This is a genomic window from Micromonospora profundi (assembly GCF_011927785.1).
In the GTDB taxonomy this organism is placed as follows: Bacteria; Actinomycetota; Actinomycetes; order Mycobacteriales; family Micromonosporaceae; genus Micromonospora; species Micromonospora profundi.
Genome location: NZ_JAATJK010000001.1, coordinates 4997589 through 5015073, shown reverse-complemented (window position 1 = coordinate 5015073; position 17485 = coordinate 4997589). Strand labels below are relative to the sequence as shown.

Below are 17485 nucleotides of genomic sequence, written 5' to 3'. Positions count from 1 at the left end.
CCTGACGTGTCGAGATCGAGGGCGACAACTTCATGATCAACGGGATGGGGTCGGTGGGGGCGGGACCGGGTACGGCGGAATGCAGCGCCTAGGCTGGGCGGATGGTTGATCGCACCCACTCCGGTCCGAGCGAGGCGAGCGTCCGGCGGGCCCTGGGCCGGGCCGCGACCGGGCGGTCGCTTGACGTCGATGAGGCGACAGCGCTGCTGTCGGCCCGTGGTGACGCGCTTGACGAGCTGCTTCGCACCGCCGGCGGGATCCGCGATGCCGGGCTGCGCGAGGCCGGCCGGCCGGGTGTGGTCACGTACTCGAAGAAGGTCTTCATCCCGCTGACCCGGCTCTGCCGGGACCGTTGTCACTACTGCACGTTCGCCACCGTGCCGCACCGCCTGCCGGCGCCGTTCCTGGACCGCGACGAGGTGCTGGCCATCGCCCGGGAGGGCGCGGCACTGGGCTGCAAGGAGGCCCTGTTCACCCTCGGCGACCGGCCGGAGGAGCGTTGGCCGGCGGCGCGGAGCTGGCTGGACGAGCGCGGCTACGACTCCACCCTCGACTACCTGCGCGCGTGCGCGGTGGCGGTGCTTGAGGAGACCGGCCTGCTGCCGCACCTCAACCCGGGGGTGCTGTCCTGGTCGGAGCTGCAACGGCTCAAGCCGGTCGCGCCCAGCATGGGCATGATGTTGGAGACCACGGCGACCCGGCTCTGGTCCGAGCCGGGTGGCCCGCACTACGGCTCGCCGGACAAGGAGCCGGCGGTCCGGCTGCGGGTGCTCGACGACGCGGGTCGTGTCGGTGTGCCGTTCACCACCGGCATCCTCATCGGCATCGGCGAGACAGCGGCCGAGCGGGTGGACGCGCTGTTCGCGATCCGCCGCGCGCACCGGGAGTACGGCCACCTCCAGGAGGTGATCGTGCAGAACTTCCGCGCCAAGCCGGACACGGCGATGCGGGGCATGCCCGACGCGGAGCTGCACGACCTGGCCGCAACGGTGGCGGTGGCCCGGCTTCTGCTCGGTCCGAAGGCCCGGATCCAGGCACCGCCGAACCTGATCGCGGGGGAGTACGCCCTGCTGCTGCGGGCCGGCATCGACGACTGGGGTGGTGTGTCTCCGCTCACCCCGGACCACGTCAACCCGGAGCGTCCCTGGCCGCAGATCGAGGAGTTGGCCCGGCACACCGAGCTGGCCGGGTTCACGCTGCGGGAGCGGCTGACCATCTATCCGGAGTACGTCCGCGCCGGCGATCCGTGGCTGGACCCACGGCTGCTGCCGCACGTCGGCGCCCTGGCCGACCCGACGTCGGGTCTGGCGGTCGAGTCGGCCATCCCGCAGGGCCGCGCCTGGCAGGAGCCGGAGGAGGTGTTCGGCGGGCGTACCGACCTGCACACCACAATCGACACCACCGGCCGGACCGAGGACCGTCGGGGCGACTTCGACAGCGTCTACGGCGACTGGGCCGAGGTGGCCGGCAAGGTCACCCCGGAGGCGACGGCGAGGCGTGTGGGCGTACCCACGGCTCTGCCCGGTGGCGGTGTGGACCGGGACCTGGCGGCCGGGCTGCGGCTGGCGGCGGACGACCCGGCGGCGCTTCTCGATCCCCGGCACACCGACGCGGCGCTCGCGTTGTTCGGCGCGGACGGGTCGGCGCTGGACGAGGTGTGCCGGCTCGCCGACGACGTGCGCCGTGACGTGGTCGGCGACGACGTCACCTACGTGGTCAACCGCAACATCAACTTCAGCAACGTCTGCTACGTCGGCTGCCGGTTCTGCGCCTTCGCTCAGCGGGAGCGTGACGCCGACGCCTACCGGCTCTCCGTCGAGCAGGTCGCCGACCGGGCAGAGGAGGCGTGGGCGGCCGGCGCCAGCGAGGTCTGCCTCCAGGGCGGCATCGACCCGAAGATGCCGGTCACGGGTTACGCCGACATCGTGCGGGCGGTGAAGGCGCGGGTGCCGGGCATGCACGTGCACGCGTTCTCGCCCATGGAGATCGTCACGGCCGCTGCCAAGGCCGGAGTGCCGGTCCGCGAGTGGCTGACCCAACTACGCGAGGCGGGCCTGGACACCATTCCGGGCACCGCGGCGGAGATCCTCGACGACGACGTGCGCTGGGTGTTGACAAAGGGCAAACTCCCGGCCGCCGCCTGGGTCGACGTGGTGAGCACCGCACACGAGCTGGGCATCCGGTCCAGCTCCACGATGATGTACGGCCACGTCGACCATCCCGGGCAGTGGCTGGCGCACTTCCGGGTGCTGGCCGGGGTGCAGGACCGCACCGGCGGGTTCACCGAGTTCGTGGCGCTGCCGTTCGTGCACACGAACGCCCCGATCTACCTGGCCGGCATCGCCCGTCCCGGGCCGACGTGGCGGGAGAACCGGGTCGTGCACGCGATGTCCCGGCTCCTGCTGCACGGTCGGATCGACAACATCCAGTGCTCCTGGGTGAAGCTCGGCGACGAGGGCACCGTGGCAATGCTCCAGGGCGGCTGCAACGACCTGGGCGGCACGTTGATGGAGGAGACCATCTCCCGGATGGCCGGCTCCGACAACGGCTCGGCGCGTACCGAGGAGCAGTTGCGGGCCATCGCCACGGCGGCCGGGCGACCGGCGCGCAAGCGTACGACAGCGTACGGTCACCTTCGCCCCTGAGGTCGAACCTTTTCCCGCCGCCGGCCGTACCAAGCGATGCCGGTGGCGGTCGCGGCGAGGACCGCCGCCGGTGTCCCCCAGGGCCCGGCGGCGTCGGTCGGCGGCACCGGACCCGTCCGTCCCCCGCGGGCGCGTTCGCGCCGCAGCCGGAAAGGTTGCCCATGACCAGTGATCAGCGGAAGCGGCAGTGGCCGCGACTGACCCGCAGGCAGACGTTGACCGCCGCGGCCAGCGCCACCCTCGGCGCGGCCGCGCTCACCGTGCCGGGTCTGTCGGCGGCGCAGAACGCGCCAGGTGGGGCTGGCCGGGCCGACGAGCCGATCGTCGTGCACCTGCGTGACGCCGCCTCCGGAACGATGGACGTCTTCGTCGGTGAAACCCGGATCGAGGTGCGCGACCGCGGCCTGGCGGACCGGCTGCGCCGCGCCGCCCGGCGCTGAACCTCGACCTTCCGCCCTCCCACCCCTGCTTTCCGCCCAGTGAGGTTGGTCCGCCATGTCTTCCCACCGCGAGGCTCCGGAAATAGCCAAGGATCCGGTCGCCGACAGCTCCGACCTTTACGCGTTCGTCAGCCCCGACAAACCTGACACGGTCACGCTGATTGCCAACTACGTGCCGTTGCAGCTCCCGTCGGGAGGGCCGAATTTCTTCGAGTTCGGCGACGACGTGCGGTACGAGATCCATATCGACAACGACGGTGACGGTCGTCCGGACGTCACCTACCGGTTCGAATTCACCACCGAGATCACCAATCCGAACAGTTTTCTCTACAACACCGGTCCGATCGACTCCCTGGACAGCAAGAACTGGAACCGGCGGCAGTTCTACAGCCTGACCCGGGTTGTCGACGGCCGGGAGCACCGGCTCGCGCACAAGTTGCCCTGCCCGCCGTGCAATGTCGGCCCGCTGTCCACCCCGAAGTACGCCGACCTGGTCCGGCAGGCTACCTACACGCTGTCCACGGGGGAGCGGGTGTTCGCCGGCCAGCGTGCGGACGGCTTCTTCGTCGACCTGGGAGCGATCTTCGACCTCGGCACGTTGCGGCCGTTCCAGCAGCTGCACGTGGCGGGCAAGAAGATCTTCAAGGCGGCGGGGGAGCCGGTAAACGCCACCGACCGGATGAACGTGCACAGCATCGCCGTGCAGGTGCCGCTGAAGCAGGTGCGGCGGCGGGCCAACCGGTACGGCGCTGCCGACGCGGCCTCGGTGATCGGGGTGTGGACCTCGGCGTCGCGCCGGCAGGTCCGGGTGCTCGGCGACCGGGTGGCCGCGGACACCTCGACCGGCCCGTTCACGCAGGTCTCGCGGCTTGGCAATCCGCTGTTCAACGAGGTCATCGTGCCGATGTCCAAGAAGGACCTGTGGAACACGCTGCCTCCTTCGGAGGACAAGCGGTTCGCGCAGTTCGTCGAGCAGCCGGAGCTGGCCGCGCTGTTGCCGGCGCTCTATCCGGACGTCTTTCCCAACCTGGACAAGCTCACCAAGGCCAAGAAGGCTCGGGCGGACCTGGTGGCGATCCTGCTCACCGGTGTGCCGGCGGGCCTGATCGACGGGTTCACCAACGCCACAGGCGACGTGCGGGCCGACATGCTGCGACTCAACACGGCGATCCCGCCCACGCGACGTCCGGACCGGTTCGGGGTGCTCGGCGGTGACCTGGCCGGCTATCCGAACGGGCGCCGGGTCGGCGACGACGTGGTCAGCATCGCGTTGCGGGCGATCGCCGGTGTCACTGTTCCGCTTGTCGACAAGACGTTCCGTCCGGATCCGGCGGCCGTGGCGGTGACGCCCGGGTTGAGCGCGGCCGACGTGACAGCGCCGTTCCTCGCGAACTTCCCCTACCTGGGTACGCCGTACGACGGGTTCAACAACCCGCCGGCGTCGGCCTGACCGGCGCGGGGGAGCGGCGGATGCACGAGCACGCGTACGGGCCCTCGGAGACCGGGAGTGTCGTCCTCGATCTGGGCGGCGACACCGGTGCCCTGATCGTCTACACCGGCCGGGATCTGCACGGCCGGGAGATTGAGATCAGCCGGGACGGTGAACGGCGGGTCCACTCGGCGGTGCGGGAACGTCGGGTGCGCGACGGGTCGTTCCACAGTGCGGTCTATCCCGATCTGCCCTCCGGGATTTATACCGTCTGGTGGGACGGTGACACCTCCGTCGGCACCGTTTCTGTCCACGGTGGAGGGATAGGCGAGTTTGTCTGGCCCAGCAGCGGTTTCAGGCCCGTCGGCTGACCGTACCTCACCGCTTTTACGCTCACGCCCCGTCCACATCGTGGACGGGGCGTGAGCGCTGTCGACGGCTTGACGGGCAGTCTGCGCCGTGCCGCGTTAACCTGTCCCCCACCAAGATCAGCTTCGTGGAGAGGGGCCGGTGGCCATGGTCGATGTCGCGGTGACAGTCCTTCGTCGGGGGTGCGCCACGGCAGAAAAGTCGGGCAACTCGCCGGAGAGGGCGTTACTCGGCCGGGGTCTGAATCGATAGGGCAGGTTGCGAGGCCGGACGGTCCTGGTGGCCGGCCGGGGGTGTCGGGAGGGCGACTCCATTATCAAGTTTGGCTTGACGGCGCACGCATTACACGCGTGTAATTTGAATGGGGTTGTTCGCACGGAACGCAACAAAACCGGACCGGACGGACAAGCACGCCTTTCGCGTGGGGGGTTGCAGCGGCGATGACGCCGGTGCGCGACAAGGAGGCATTTGATGGACGGCCAGCTAGAGGTGGCCGACCTGCTCGGAAACGCGCCGGAGTGGCAGGAGCGGGCCCTGTGCTCGCAGACCGACCCCGAAGCGTTCTTTCCCGAGAAGGGCGGCTCGACCCGGGAGGCGAAGCGGATCTGCTCGCGCTGCGAGGTCAAGACCGAATGCCTCGAATACGCTCTGGGTCACGACGAGCGTTTCGGCATCTGGGGTGGGCTATCGGAGCGGGAGCGGCGCAAGTTGAAGCGGCGAGCCGCTTGAGCGGTGCGGGTCGGGGCGGTGGGGGCCGCCCGACTCAGCCGCCGTACGGCAGGTCACCCCGGCCTGGGCTGCTCAGGCCAACTCGTCGGGGTCGACACCGAGCAGGTTGGCGACCTGTTCGATGATCACGTCATGGACGAGGTCCGCGAGGTCCTCGCGGTCCATCGCCCGGAACTCCAGCGGACGCCGGTACAACACGATCCGCGGTGGCACCTCCTGGCGACCGGGGCGGCCCGGCAACAGCCGGGCCAGCGGCACCTCGCCGTCCTCCAGCACGTCGGAGTCGTAGACGTTCAGATCCGGCGGGACGTCCTCGACCGCGAACTCGACGCCGGCCAGCTCCTTGGCGAACCGCCGCTCCAACGTCTCGACGGTGTCCAGGACCAGGTCGTCGAAGACCTCGGCCTTGGTGCGGGCCAACGGGACCGTCGCCGGCACCAGGCGCCCGCGCAGGCCACGCCCGTGCCGGTCGCGGTGCGCACGCCGGCCGGGGCCGGGGCGGCGGTGTTCCGGGCTCGTCATGAGGCAAAGGGTAGCCCCCGCCCGGGGCCGGTCAGCGGCAGCGCCGCTCCCGTGGCGCGGCGCGGCGCGGCGCCCTGAATTGTGATCACCACGACGGGCGTGTCGCAACGCGAAGCGATGCGCCGGACCCGGTAATGGGGATACCCTGCCGCCGTGAGGTCACCACGGCGCTGCTCCCGTAACGGCTGCCCCCGGCAAGCGGTCGCCACATTGACCTATGTCTACAACGAGTCGACAGCGGTGGTGGGCCCGTTGGCGGCTTTCGCTGAGCCGCACACGTACGACCTGTGCGAGCCGCACGCCCGCAGCCTGACCGCGCCGCGAGGCTGGGACGTGGTCCGGCACGAGGGAGAGTTCGAGCCGCCCCCGCCCACCACCGACGACCTGGTCGCGCTGGCCGAGGCGGTCCGTGAGGCCGCCCGCCCGGCCCCCCGCCCCCCGGAGCCCGACCAGCACCACGAGAACCCCCACCAGACCGGCCGCCGAGGCCACCTCCGGGTGATCCCGCCCAACCACTGATCGGGTTCGCGGCCCGGGCCGGTCAGTGGCCCAGGAGTCGGGAGAACGCGGCGGCCCGGCGCGACGGTCGGCCGGTGCGGGATTCGGCCGCGTCCGCGCCCGTCATGACCCGTAGGCCGGCGTTCACGGCCAGCCAACGCAGTGGCTCCGGCTCCCAGCGGGGCGAGCGGTGGTTCACCCAGGGCAGGGTGGTCAGCTCGGTGCGCTGGCCACGGATCAGGTCGGCAAGCGTGCGGCCGGCGAGGTTGCTGGAGCCCACCCCGTCCCCGACGTAGCCGCCCGCCCAGGCCAGCCCGCTGGCCCTGTCGAAACCGACCGAGGCGGCCCAGTCCCGGGCCACGCCCAGCGGGCCACCCCAGGTGTGTGTCACCGGCACGTCCGGGCCGAGCACCGGGAAGAGTCTCCCGAGGGTACGTCGCAGCGCGGCGAAGACCCGGGGCTCGCGGTCGTAGCCCTGTCGGACCCGGGACCCGAAGTGGTACGGCGCACCGCGTCCGCCGAAGGCCAGCCGCCCGCCGGCGGTGCGCTGGCCGTAGATGATCATGTGCCCGAGGTCGGTGAACGTCTCCCGCCGGGCCAGCCCGATCCGTGCCCACGTCTCGTCCGTAAGCGGTTCGGTGGCCACCATCAGCGAGTACACGGGCGCCACGGTGCGCCGCTGACCGGGCAACGTGGACGTGTACGCCTCGGTGGCCCGGACCACCACCGGCGCCCGCACCGTTCCGGACGCCGTCACCGCCGAGCCGGCCCGGATGGCGACGACAGGGGTGCCCTCGTGGATGGTCACCCCGAGTCGCTCCACAGCGCGGGCGAGACCCCGGACCAGCTTCGCCGGGTGCACGGCCGCGCAGTGCGGGGTGTACGTCCCACCGCGTACCCCCTCGGCGGCGCAACGGGCGGCGGCCTCCTCGGCGTCGAGGACCCTCAGGTGCTCGGGGCCGAAGCCGAACGCGCGGGCCTCGCCCACGGCGGCCCGCGCCCGGGCGAGCTGCGGACCGGTGCGGGCCAGTGTGACAGTGCCCCCGTCGGCCCAGTCGCAGTCGATGCCCTCCGCCGTGACCACCTGGCCGACCTCGCGCACCGTCCCGTGCAGCGCCCGCTGCATGGCGACGGCGGCGTCCCGGCCGTGTCGACGGGCCAGCCCGGTCAGCGACGTGGGGAACAGCGCGGAGCACCAGCCGCCGTTGCGGCCGGACGCGCCGTACCCTGCGATCTCCTTTTCCAGCACCGTGACCCGCAGAGCAGGGTCCGCGCGGGCCAGGTGGTACGCCGTCCACAGCCCGGTGTAGCCGGCGCCCACGATCACCACGTCGGCGTCGGCGTCACCTGGTAGCGCGGGCCGTGGGGCCAGCGGCTCGTCCAACGTGGACAGCCAGTACGACAGGCCCCGGTAAGCGTCGGCGGGGTCGCCGTTCAGAGCCGCGTCCATGCCTCGGTGAGCACCGCGCGCAGGATCTGCTCGATCTCGTCGAAGTGCCGCTGGTCGGCGATCAGCGGCGGCGCGAGCTGGATGACGGGGTCACCTCTGTCGTCGGCCCGGCAGTAGAGGCCCGCCTGGAACAGCGCTGTGGACAGGAAGCCCCGCAGCAGTCGCTCCGACTCGGCCTCGTCGAAGGTCTCCCTGGTGGTCCGGTCCTTGACCAGTTCGATGCCGTAGAAGTAGCCGTCGCCCCGGACGTCGCCGACGATCGGCAGGTCGTACAGCTTTTCCAGGGTGGCTCGGAAAGCACCCTCGTTGGCCCGTACGTGGCCGATGAGGTCCTCGCGGGCGAACACCTCCAGGTTGGCCAGGGCCACCGCGCAGGAGACCGGGTGGCCGCCGAACGTCACCCCGTGGGCGAACATGCCGGTCTCGGTGAGGAACGGCTCCATCAACCGGTCGCTGGCGATCATCGCGCCGAGCGGGGCGTACCCGGAGGTGATGCCCTTGGCGGTGGTGATGATGTCCGGCTGGAAGCCGTAGCGCACCGCGCCGAAGTATTCGCCCAGCCGACCCCAGGAGCAGATCACCTCGTCGGAGACGAGAAGCACGTCGTACGCGTCGCAGATCTCCCGGACCCGATCGAAGTAGCCGGGGGGCGGTGGGAAGCAGCCACCGGAGTTCTGCACCGGCTCCAGGAAGACTGCTGCGACAGTGTCCGGTCCTTCCCGCTCGATGGCCCGGCCGATCTCGTCGGCGGCCCAGCGGCCGAACGCCTCGGGGTCGTCGCCGTGCTCGGGCGCCCGGTAGAAGTTGGTGTTCGGCACCTTGATCCCGCCGGGCACCAGCGGCTCGAAGTCGCTCTTGATGCCGGGCAGGCCGGTGATCGACAGGGCGCCCATCGAGGTGCCGTGGTACGCGATGTAGCGGCTTACCACCTTGTACTTGTTGGGCCGGCCGGTGCGCTTGAAGTAGGCACGGGCCAGCTTCCACGCCGCCTCCACCGCCTCCGAACCGCCGGTGGTGAAGAAGACCCGGTTCAGGTCGCCGGGGGTGAGCGAGGCGATCTTCTCGGCCAGCTCGACGGCCTTCGGGTGGGCGTACGACCAGAGTGGGAAGTAGGCCAGCTCGCCCGCCTGCTTGGCGGCGGCCTCGGCCAGTTCGGTGCGACCGTGGCCGGCGTTGACGACGAAGAGCCCGGCGAGCCCGTCCAGGTAGCGGCGGCCCTGCGCGTCCCACACGTACGCGCCCTCGCCTCGCACGATTGTCGGCACCTCACCGGCGGAGTAGCTCGCCATCCTGGTGAAGTGCATCCAGAGGTGGTCAGTGGCGTTGGCCATGTCAGCCCCATCGGTCGTCGGGCCGGTCGACGGGGTGAGACCGGCCGCTCTGACCACGGTTATCGCACAGCCCAAGGGTCAAGGGCAAGTGGTATCAGTAGCGTGACAGGTGCTTGGCGACGGATTCAGCGAACGATAATCCGCGCGGCAACGGAATCCGCACTGCGGTCGGAGGTCCCGCACGGCCGTCAGGCAGTACCCCAGGTGTAGGTCTGCTTGCGGAGCTTGAGGTAGACGAACGCCTCGGTGGACACCACGCCGGGCACGGCGCGTAGCCGTTGCAGGATCTCCAGGAGGTGGTCGTCGTTGCGGCAGACCACCTCGGTGAGCAGGTCGAACGAGCCGGCGGTGATGACCACGTAGTCGACCTCGTCGAGTTCGGCGAGCCGGTCGGCGACGGACTCCAGGTCGCCGTCGGTACGCAGGCCGATCATGGCCTGGCGGGGGAAGCCCAGTTGGAGAGGGTCGGTCACGGCGACGATCTGCATGACGCCGGAGTCGAGAAGCCGCTGAACCCGCTGGCGGACCGCCGCCTCCGAGAGCCCTACCGCCTTGCCGATCGTGGCGTACGGCCGACGGCCGTCCTCCTGGAGCTGTTCGATGATCTGCTTGGCCACATCGTCAAGCAGAGCGTGATTGGCGCCGTCACGCACAGCGACGCGTCGGCCGCCGCTGCCGTTTTCGTGCTGCCGGTTCGTCATCGTCCGCTCCCCATGTCCCGAATCGTGATGTCGCGCGTGTATCACCGCGCAGTCTGGCGTATTTCGTCGTGCATCGCTATTCCCGCAACGGAATCCCTTGTAAGGGAGGTTTCCTCATGCCAGGATCAGTCGTCCATGGCACTGACCCCCCTAGGAGTCGTCATGCGTACCCCCTTTCGGCCCCTCTCCCGGCGTGGACTGCTCACCGGCACTCTCGGTTCCGCCGCTCTGCTGGCCGCGGGCGGCAGCCTCGCAGGCTGCGGCACCAAGGGTGCGCAGCAGACCGAGGCCGGCTGCGTCAGCGAGGACCTGTCCGGCACCGAGAAGAAGCTTGCCTTCTCCAACTGGCCGCAGTACATGGACGTCGACGAAGCCGACGAGTCCAAGAGGCCCAGCCTCGACGAGTTCATCGCGAAAAGCGGAATCCAGGTCACCTACACCGAGGACATCAACGACAACAACGAGTTCTTCGGCAAGGTCCAGAATCAGCTCGCCGCATGTCAGAGCACCGACCGGGACATCATCGTCCTGACCGACTGGATGGCGGCGCGGATGATCCGGCTCGGCTGGATCCAGAAGCTCGACCCGGCGAAGATCCCGAACGTCCAGGCGAATCTGTTGCCGTCGCTTGTCAGCCGCTCCTTCGACACCGAGAACCGGATCTCGATCCCGTGGCAGTCCGGCCTCGCCGGGTTGGCGTACAACGGCAGCGTCACAAAGGAGCTGCGTACCGTCGACGAGTTGCTGACCCGGCCCGACCTCAAGGGCAAGGTGACGGCGCTCAGCGAGATGCGCGACACGATGGGCCTGCTGCTCGGTGCCAACGGCCACGATCCGTCGAACTTCACGAGCGCCCAGTTCGACGACGCGCTCACAAAGCTCAAGAAGGCCGTCGACTCCGGACAGATCCGCAAGTTCACCGGCAACGACTACGCACCCGACCTGGCCAAGGGCGACATCGCGGCGTGCATCGGCTGGTCCGGCGACGTCATCCAGCTCGCCGGTGACAACCCCAAGGTGCAGTTCGTCGCCCCCGACTCCGGCGCGATGCTGTTCAGCGACAACATGATGGTCCCCAACAAGGCCGCCCACAAGGGCAACGCCGAGGCCCTGATCAACTACTACTACGAGCCGGCCGTCGCCGCGAAGCTCGCCGCGTACGTCAACTACATCTGCCCGGTCAAGGGCGCCCAGGCCGAGATGGAGAAGATCGACCCCGAGCTCGCCGCCAACCCGCTGATCTTCCCGGACCAGGCGCTGCTGTCGAAGTCCAAGGTGTTCATGACCCTGGACGAGAAGCAGGAGAAAGAGTACGAAGGCAAGTTCCAGCAGGTCATCGGGGCGTGACGGGGATGGCGCGCGAGACACCGGCGGGCGACCTGCGCCTTGCCAACCTCACCAAGCGGTTCGGCATCTTCACCGCCGTCGACGATCTCAGCCTCAGCATCGAGCAGGGGTCGTTCTTCGCGCTGCTCGGCGCGTCCGGCTGCGGCAAGACCACCACCCTGCGGATGATCGCCGGGCTGGAGGAGCCGACGAGTGGTCAGGTGCTGCTCGGCGACCGGGACATCGCCCGGCTGCGGCCGTACAAGCGGCCCGTCAACACCGTGTTCCAGAGCTACGCGCTCTTTCCACACCTCAGCATCTTCGAGAACGTGGCCTTCGGGCTGCGACGGCGCGGCATCCGCTCGGTCAACGACGAGGTTCTGCGGATGCTGTCGCTGGTGCAGCTCGACGGCTTCGGCGGTCGCCGCCCGGCCCAGCTCTCCGGCGGCCAGCAGCAGCGGGTCGCACTGGCCCGTGCGCTGATCAACCAGCCGCAGGTGCTGCTCCTCGACGAGCCGCTGGGCGCACTCGACCTGAAGCTGCGCCGGCAGATGCAGATCGAGCTGAAGCGGATCCAGACCGAGGTGGGCATCACCTTCGTGCACGTGACGCACGACCAGGAAGAGGCCATGACGATGGCCGACACCGTGGCGGTGATGAACGCCGGCCGTATCGAACAGCTCGGCGCCCCGGCCGACATCTACGAGTTCCCGGCCACCGCGTTCGTGGCGAACTTCCTCGGCCAGTCCAACCTGCTCGCCGCCGAGGCCGCCGGCACAGGCGGCGGCGAGGTCGCGGTGACGGCGCACGGCGCGCGTTTCTCCGTGCCCGCCGGCCGGGTCCGGGCCGACCGGGGTCCGGTCCACCTGGGGGTACGCCCGGAGAAGCTCCATCTGGTCGGCTCCGCCGACCAGGTGCCCGCCGGCCATCAGCACGTCACAGGGGTCGTCACCGATGCCTCCTACGTGGGAGTCAGCACGCAGTACCTGCTGCGCACCGGCTGGGGCACCGAACTGTCGGTCTTCGCGGCAAACAGCGGAACCTCGACTCAAGTGGCGGTCGGCAGCGAAGCGGTGGCGTACTGGGATCCGCGGCACGCCTTCCTGCTGCCCCGCGACGCCACCGACACCGACCGGACCACGCCGGTTCTCGACGAGCCGGTCGGCGCCTCGTCATGACCCTCCTGGCGCCCACCAGATCGGGGAAGGCACCGGACCCACCACCGGCACCCCGGCCCGGGCGGTACCGGCTGCTGCCGTACCTGTTGCTGCTGCCCGGCGCGGCCTGGCTGCTGGTGTTCTTCGGCGTGCCGCTGCTGCAACTCGCCGCCGCGAGCCTGTACGACCCCAACGGATCGCTGTCCACCGGGTACGCGATGACGTGGGCGTTCGGCAACTACCCGGACGTGGTGCAGGCGTACTGGCCGCAGTTTCTGCGCTCGTTCGGCTACGCCGGCCTGGCCCTGGTGCTGGCGCTGCTGATGGGCTACCCGCTGGCGTACGCCATCGCGCAGAAGGCCGGCCGGTGGAAGAACCTGCTCCTGGTGTGCGTGGTCGCGCCGATGTTCACCAGTTTCCTCGTCCGCACGCTCGCCTGGAAGACGATCCTGTCGGACAACGGTGCGCTTGTCGGCCTGCTGCGGGACGTACACCTGCTCGGTCCGGACGGTCGATTGCTTGCCACTCCGTTCGCTGTGGTGCTCGGGCTGACGTACAACTTCCTGCCGTTTCTGGTGCTGCCGCTGTACGCGAGCCTGGAGCGGCTGGACCAGCGGCTGCTGGAGGCGGCAAGTGACCTGTACGCGAGCCCGGTGCAGGCGTTCCGTAGGGTGACGCTGCCGCTGTCCATGCCCGGCCTTGTCGCCGGCACGTTGCTGTTCTTCATTCCGGCCAGCGGCGACTACATCAATGCCGAACTGCTCGGCACCCCCAACGAGTACATGATCGGGAACGTCATCGACTCGGCGTTCCTGGTGCGGCTGGACTATCCGCAGGGGGCCGCGCTGTCGTTCCTGCTGATGGCGGCGATCCTCGCTGTGGTCTTCGGGTATCTGCGCAGGGCCGGCACGGAGGAGGTGCTGTGATGAGCGCGAGGAGTGCAGCGCAGCGGAGCCCCGCAGTCGCGAATGAGAGGGGGCTGTGATGAGCGCGAGGAGTGCAGCGCAGCGGAGCCCCGCAGTCGCGAATGAAAGGGGGCTCTGGTGAGGGTTTCCCGCTGGCTGGCTGACCGTTGGGTGATGATCGTCGCGTTGCTGGTGCTCGGCTATCTGGCGCTGCCGATCCTCGTGGTGGCGGGGCTGTCGTTCAACCGCCCGTCGAGTCGCCTGTCGTACGACTTCAACGAGTTCACGCTGGACAACTGGCGTCAGCCGTGCGCCACCTCCGACATGTGCGATGCGGTGGTCCGCAGCGTGCAGATCGGCTTCATCGCCACTGTGGTCGCCACAGTGCTGGGCACCCTGATGGCGTTCGCGCTCGTCCGGCACCGTTTCCGGGGCAGGTCCGGCGTCAATGTGCTGATCTTCCTGCCGATGGCAACCCCGGAGCTGGTGATGGGTACGTCGCTGCTGGCGCTGTTCGTCTCGGCGGGCGTACCGCAGGGGTTCTGGACAATCGTCATCGCGCACGTCATGTTCTGCGTGTCGTTCGTCGTGGTGACGGTGAAGGCGCGGCTGGCCGGGATGGACCGGCGGCTGGAGGAAGCCGCCATGGACCTGTACGCAAGCGAGTGGCAGACGTTCCGGCGGATCACCCTGCCGCTGGTGCTGCCCGGCATCGTGGCCGCCGCGTTGCTGGCCTTCTCGTTGAGCTTCGACGACTTCATCATCACGAACTTCAACGCCGGCACCACTGTCACGTTCCCGATGTACGTCTGGGGTGCCGCCCAGCGGGGCATCCCACCGCAGGTGAACGTCATCGGCACCGCGATGTTCGCGATCGCCCTGCTGCTGGTCGGGCTCAGCTCGCTGCGGGGGCGACGGGCCCGCCGCGCCAACCTGCTTGCCGTTACGGCGTCGCACGTGCGCCGGTCGTCATGAGCGCCGCGGCTGCGGTTCGTCCGACAGGTCTGCGGTCATGACTCTCCCGCGTGTCGGCAGGGCGCTCGCCGACGCGGCTCCCGTGCCGTACTGGCTGGACCGCCCCGACCGCCCCGACCCACTACCGCCACTCGTCGGCCCGCAGACCGCCGACCTGCTCGTGATCGGCGGCGGGTACGGCGGGCTCTGGGCAGCGCTGCTGGCCAAGCAGGCGGACCCCGATCGCGACGTGCTGCTTGTCGACGCCGGCACCTGCGGCTGGGCGGCGTCCGGGCGCAACGGCGGGTTCTGCGCCGCGTCGCTCACCCACGGGCTCGCCAACGGTGTCGAGCGGTTCCCCGACGAGGTCGGCGAACTGGAACGACTCGGCCGGGAGAACCTGGACGCCATCGCCGCCACCGTCGCCGACCACGACATCGACTGCGACTTCGAACGCACCGGCGAGCTTGCCGTCGCCGTCGAGCCGTACCAACTCGACGGGCTGGCCGCCGACGCGGAACTGGCCCGCCGGTACGGGCACCGGGTACGGCTGCTCGACCGGGACGAGGTGCGCGCCGAGGTCGACTCACCGACGTACCTGGGTGGGATGTTCGACGCCGACCGGGTGGCGATGGTGGACCCGGCGAAGCTGGCCTGGGGTCTGCGCCGCGCCTGCCTCGACCTCGGCGTGCGGGTGCACGAGCACACCCGGGTCACCGGGCTGCGCGCCGACGGCGCTGCGCTGCGCGCGGCCACCCTCGGCGCCGACGCCGGCGATCCCGCACCCGGCGGCCGTCGCGGCTCGGTGCGGGCGCGGCGGGTCGTCCTGGCCACCAACGCGTTTCCGCCGCTGCTGCGCCGGCTGCGCGCGTACGTGGTGCCGGTCTACGACCACGTGCTGATGACCGAGCCGCTCACGCCGGCCCAGCGGGACGCGGTCGGCTGGCGCAACAGGCAGGGGCTGGCCGACACCGGCAACCAGTTCCACTACTACCGGATCACCACCGACGGGCGGATCCTCTTCGGCGGCTACGACGCGGTCTACCACTACGGCAACCGGGTCGCCCCCGAGCTGGAGCAGCGTCCGGCCACCTTCACCACACTCGCCGAGCATTTCTTCACCACGTTCCCGCAGCTCGCCGACGTGCGCTTCAGCCACCGCTGGGGCGGCGTCATCGACACCTGCACCCGGTTCTGCCCGTTCTACGGCACCGCCTTCGACGGTCGACTGGCGTACGCGGCCGGCTACACCGGGCTCGGCGTCGGCGCCACCCGCTTCTCCGCCCGCGTGATGCTCGACCTGCTCGACGGCGGGAACACCCCGCTGACCCGACTCGACCTGGTACGCCGCAAGCCGTTGCCGTTCCCACCGGAGCCCGTCCGTGCGATCGGCATCAACCTCACCCGCCGGTCGATGGCCCGCGCCGACGCGCGCGAGGGCCGACGCGACCTGTGGCTGCGTACCCTCGATCGTCTTGGTTTGGGGTTCGATTCCTGATGCGTATCCTGCTCGTCGGTGCCGGTGGCGTCGGGTCCGCAGCCGTAGCCATCGCCGCCCGCCGCGGTTTCTTCGAGACGATTGTGGTCGCCGACTACGACCGGGACCGGGCCGACCGTGCGATCAGCGGGCACGGTGACCGTTTCGTCGCCGCCCGGTTGGACGCCTCCTCGGCCGACGCGGTAGCGGCGCTCTGCCGGGAGCACCGGATCACCCACGTGCTCAACGCCGTCGACCCGCGCTTCGTCATGCCGATCTTCGACGGCGCGTTCGCGGCCGGGGCCGACTACCTGGACATGGCGATGTCGTTGTCGCACCCGCACCCCGCGCTTCCGTACTCCGAGACCGGTGTGAAGCTCGGCGACGAACAGTTCGCCGTCGCGGACCGCTGGGCCGAAGCAGGCCGGTTGGCGCTGTGCGGCATCGGTGTCGAACCGGGCCTGTCCGACGTGTTCGCCCGCTATGCCGCCGACGAACTGTTCAGTGAGATCGACGAGATCGGCGTCCGCGACGGCGCGAACCTGACCGTCGACGGCTACGACTTCGCGCCCTCCTTCTCCATCTGGACCACGATCGAGGAGTGCCTCAACCCGCCAGTGGTCTGGGAGAAGGGCCGGGGCTGGTACACCACGTCGCCGTTCTCCGAGCCCGAGGTCTTCGACTTCCCCGAGGGCATCGGGCCGGTCGAGTGCGTGAACGTGGAACACGAGGAGGTGCTGCTCATCCCGCGCTGGGTCGACGCCCGGAGGGTCACCTTCAAGTACGGCCTCGGCGACGAGTTCATCGAGGTGCTCAAGACGCTGCACAAGCTCGGCCTGGACGCGACCACGCCCGTGCGGGTACGCGGCGTCGACGTGTCCCCGCGCGACGTGGTGGCCGCCAGCCTGCCCGACCCGGCAACTCTCGGCGGCCGGATGCGCGGCAAGACCTGCGCCGGCACCTGGGTGCGCGGCCTCGGCCCGGACGGGTTGCCCCGGGAGGTCTACCTCTACCACGTCGTCGACAACGAGTGGTCGATGCGGGAGTACGGCCACCAGGCAGTGGTGTGGCAGACGGCGGTCAACCCGGTCGTAGCGCTGGAACTGCTAGCCGGCGGCGTCTGGTCGGGAGTCGGGGTGCTCGGCCCGGAGGCGCTACCGCCAGTGCCGTTCCTGGACCTGCTTACGGCGTACGGCTCGCCGTGGGGGCTGGAGGAGCGGAATCCATGAGCGGTCCGCACGGCCCATTGCCGAACCCTCCTGAACCCCGCTGAGCGCCGCAGTGACGCTAACCCGACACGTCGTCGGCAGCTCCCGGGCGACCTCGGCGGATCCGCCGTAGGTTCGCTTGATACATGATGATTTGTATCCTTCCTGCATATAAGGGTTGCCCGTTCGGCTTCAAGCCCTGCCCGTGGGGCTGCCTGGGATGCCGCGTTCGGCGCTGACCGTCAACGATGCGTTGCACTGGCGGTGGCCGATGAACGTCCTGTGTAGATCAGACGGCGCACGTGACGAGCACGACGGTGGATATTGCACAAAGTATTTGCGAC

General features: G+C 69.8%; 16 protein-coding genes. 12 read left to right on the top strand and 4 right to left on the bottom strand.

What is annotated here, in order from left to right; all coding sequences use genetic code 11:
- Window positions 1-101: 101 nt before the first annotated feature.
- The 5 genes from F4558_RS22025 to F4558_RS22005 all read left to right on the top strand — a co-directional run bounded on the left by F4558_RS22025 (window position 102) and on the right by F4558_RS22005 (window position 5612).
- Window positions 102-2645: a bifunctional FO biosynthesis protein CofGH gene (locus F4558_RS22025; RefSeq protein ID WP_167945857.1), complete on the top strand. Its 2544-nt coding sequence runs from the start codon at window positions 102-104 to the stop codon at window positions 2643-2645.
- Window positions 2646-2806: 161 nt separating this feature from the next.
- Window positions 2807-3085, top strand: coding sequence for a hypothetical protein (locus tag F4558_RS22020; RefSeq protein WP_053658597.1), 279 nt, complete (start codon window positions 2807-2809; stop codon window positions 3083-3085).
- Between the two features lie 55 nt (window positions 3086-3140).
- Window positions 3141-4535, top strand: coding sequence for a DUF4331 domain-containing protein (locus F4558_RS22015; RefSeq protein ID WP_053658599.1), 1395 nt, complete (start codon window positions 3141-3143; stop codon window positions 4533-4535).
- Between the two features lie 20 nt (window positions 4536-4555).
- Window positions 4556-4885: a phospholipase gene (locus tag F4558_RS22010; protein ID WP_167945855.1), complete on the top strand. Its 330-nt coding sequence runs from the start codon at window positions 4556-4558 to the stop codon at window positions 4883-4885.
- A 469-nt stretch (window positions 4886-5354) separates the two neighbouring features.
- A complete protein-coding gene (locus F4558_RS22005) occupies window positions 5355-5612 on the top strand; it encodes a WhiB family transcriptional regulator (protein WP_007455784.1) in 258 nt (85 codons plus the stop codon).
- A gap of 72 nt (window positions 5613-5684) precedes the next feature.
- Here the strand turns inward: F4558_RS22005 and F4558_RS22000 are convergent, their stop codons facing one another.
- Window positions 5685-6134 (bottom strand): metallopeptidase family protein, encoded by a 450-nt coding sequence (locus F4558_RS22000; RefSeq protein ID WP_007455785.1) that lies wholly within the window; start codon window positions 6132-6134, stop codon window positions 5685-5687.
- Between the two features lie 153 nt (window positions 6135-6287).
- On the opposite strand from F4558_RS22000, the gene F4558_RS21995 reads away from it, so the two are divergent.
- A complete protein-coding gene (locus F4558_RS21995; RefSeq protein ID WP_053658603.1) occupies window positions 6288-6653 on the top strand; it encodes a DUF3499 domain-containing protein in 366 nt (121 codons plus the stop codon).
- Window positions 6654-6675: 22 nt separating this feature from the next.
- Here the strand turns inward: F4558_RS21995 and F4558_RS21990 are convergent, their stop codons facing one another.
- From F4558_RS21990 to F4558_RS21980, 3 genes are all read right to left on the bottom strand, one after another.
- Complete coding sequence (locus tag F4558_RS21990) at window positions 6676-8082, bottom strand: NAD(P)/FAD-dependent oxidoreductase (RefSeq protein ID WP_167945853.1); 1407 nt, start codon at window positions 8080-8082, stop codon at window positions 6676-6678.
- On the bottom strand, window positions 8067-9413 hold the full coding sequence (locus F4558_RS21985) for an aspartate aminotransferase family protein (protein WP_053658607.1): 1347 nt from the start codon (window positions 9411-9413) through the stop codon (window positions 8067-8069). Before F4558_RS21985 ends, F4558_RS21990 begins: the two co-directional genes overlap by 16 nt.
- A 188-nt stretch (window positions 9414-9601) precedes the next feature.
- On the bottom strand, window positions 9602-10114 hold the full coding sequence (locus F4558_RS21980; protein WP_053658609.1) for an Lrp/AsnC family transcriptional regulator: 513 nt from the start codon (window positions 10112-10114) through the stop codon (window positions 9602-9604).
- 162 nt (window positions 10115-10276) lie between these two features.
- On the opposite strand from F4558_RS21980, the gene F4558_RS21975 reads away from it, so the two are divergent.
- From F4558_RS21975 to F4558_RS21950, 6 genes are all read left to right on the top strand, one after another.
- A complete protein-coding gene (locus tag F4558_RS21975) occupies window positions 10277-11461 on the top strand; it encodes a polyamine ABC transporter substrate-binding protein (protein ID WP_167945851.1) in 1185 nt (394 codons plus the stop codon).
- Between the two features lie 5 nt (window positions 11462-11466).
- The gene (locus F4558_RS21970; protein WP_053658612.1) at window positions 11467-12618 is read left to right on the top strand and encodes an ABC transporter ATP-binding protein; all 1152 of its coding nucleotides are present in this window, start codon (window positions 11467-11469) and stop codon (window positions 12616-12618) included.
- Window positions 12615-13523 (top strand): ABC transporter permease, encoded by a 909-nt coding sequence (locus tag F4558_RS21965; protein ID WP_053658613.1) that lies wholly within the window; start codon window positions 12615-12617, stop codon window positions 13521-13523. The genes F4558_RS21970 and F4558_RS21965 overlap by 4 nt, the downstream gene beginning before the upstream one ends.
- A 117-nt stretch (window positions 13524-13640) precedes the next feature.
- Window positions 13641-14477, top strand: coding sequence for an ABC transporter permease (locus F4558_RS21960; RefSeq protein ID WP_231640147.1), 837 nt, complete (start codon window positions 13641-13643; stop codon window positions 14475-14477).
- Between the two features lie 37 nt (window positions 14478-14514).
- A complete protein-coding gene (locus tag F4558_RS21955; RefSeq protein WP_167945850.1) occupies window positions 14515-15954 on the top strand; it encodes an NAD(P)/FAD-dependent oxidoreductase in 1440 nt (479 codons plus the stop codon).
- Window positions 15954-17162 carry a saccharopine dehydrogenase family protein gene (locus F4558_RS21950; protein WP_167945848.1) on the top strand — a complete coding sequence of 403 codons (1209 nt, stop codon included), beginning with the start codon at window positions 15954-15956 and terminating at the stop codon, window positions 17160-17162. The genes F4558_RS21955 and F4558_RS21950 overlap by 1 nt, the downstream gene beginning before the upstream one ends.
- Window positions 17163-17485 lie beyond the last annotated feature (323 nt).

Bases quoted from the DNA above. Each gene is read 5' to 3' on its own strand.
- F4558_RS22015 (WP_053658599.1), top strand. From the start codon at position 3,141: ATGTCTTCCCACCGCGAGGCTCCGGAAATAGCCAAGGATCCGGTCGCC.
- F4558_RS21985 (WP_053658607.1), bottom strand. From the start codon at position 9,413: ATGGCCAACGCCACTGACCACCTCTGGATGCACTTCACCAGGATGGCG.
- F4558_RS22020 (WP_053658597.1), top strand. From the start codon at position 2,807: ATGACCAGTGATCAGCGGAAGCGGCAGTGGCCGCGACTGACCCGCAGG.
- F4558_RS21990 (WP_167945853.1), bottom strand. From the start codon at position 8,082: ATGGACGCGGCTCTGAACGGCGACCCCGCCGACGCTTACCGGGGCCTG.
- F4558_RS21965 (WP_053658613.1), top strand. From the start codon at position 12,615: ATGACCCTCCTGGCGCCCACCAGATCGGGGAAGGCACCGGACCCACCA.
- F4558_RS22005 (WP_007455784.1), top strand. From the start codon at position 5,355: ATGGACGGCCAGCTAGAGGTGGCCGACCTGCTCGGAAACGCGCCGGAG.
- F4558_RS22025 (WP_167945857.1), top strand. From the start codon at position 102: ATGGTTGATCGCACCCACTCCGGTCCGAGCGAGGCGAGCGTCCGGCGG.
- F4558_RS21980 (WP_053658609.1), bottom strand. From the start codon at position 10,114: ATGACGAACCGGCAGCACGAAAACGGCAGCGGCGGCCGACGCGTCGCT.
- F4558_RS22010 (WP_167945855.1), top strand. From the start codon at position 4,556: ATGCACGAGCACGCGTACGGGCCCTCGGAGACCGGGAGTGTCGTCCTC.
- F4558_RS21970 (WP_053658612.1), top strand. From the start codon at position 11,467: ATGGCGCGCGAGACACCGGCGGGCGACCTGCGCCTTGCCAACCTCACC.
- F4558_RS21975 (WP_167945851.1), top strand. From the start codon at position 10,277: ATGCGTACCCCCTTTCGGCCCCTCTCCCGGCGTGGACTGCTCACCGGC.
- F4558_RS21955 (WP_167945850.1), top strand. From the start codon at position 14,515: ATGACTCTCCCGCGTGTCGGCAGGGCGCTCGCCGACGCGGCTCCCGTG.
- F4558_RS21950 (WP_167945848.1), top strand. From the start codon at position 15,954: ATGCGTATCCTGCTCGTCGGTGCCGGTGGCGTCGGGTCCGCAGCCGTA.
- F4558_RS22000 (WP_007455785.1), bottom strand. From the start codon at position 6,134: ATGACGAGCCCGGAACACCGCCGCCCCGGCCCCGGCCGGCGTGCGCAC.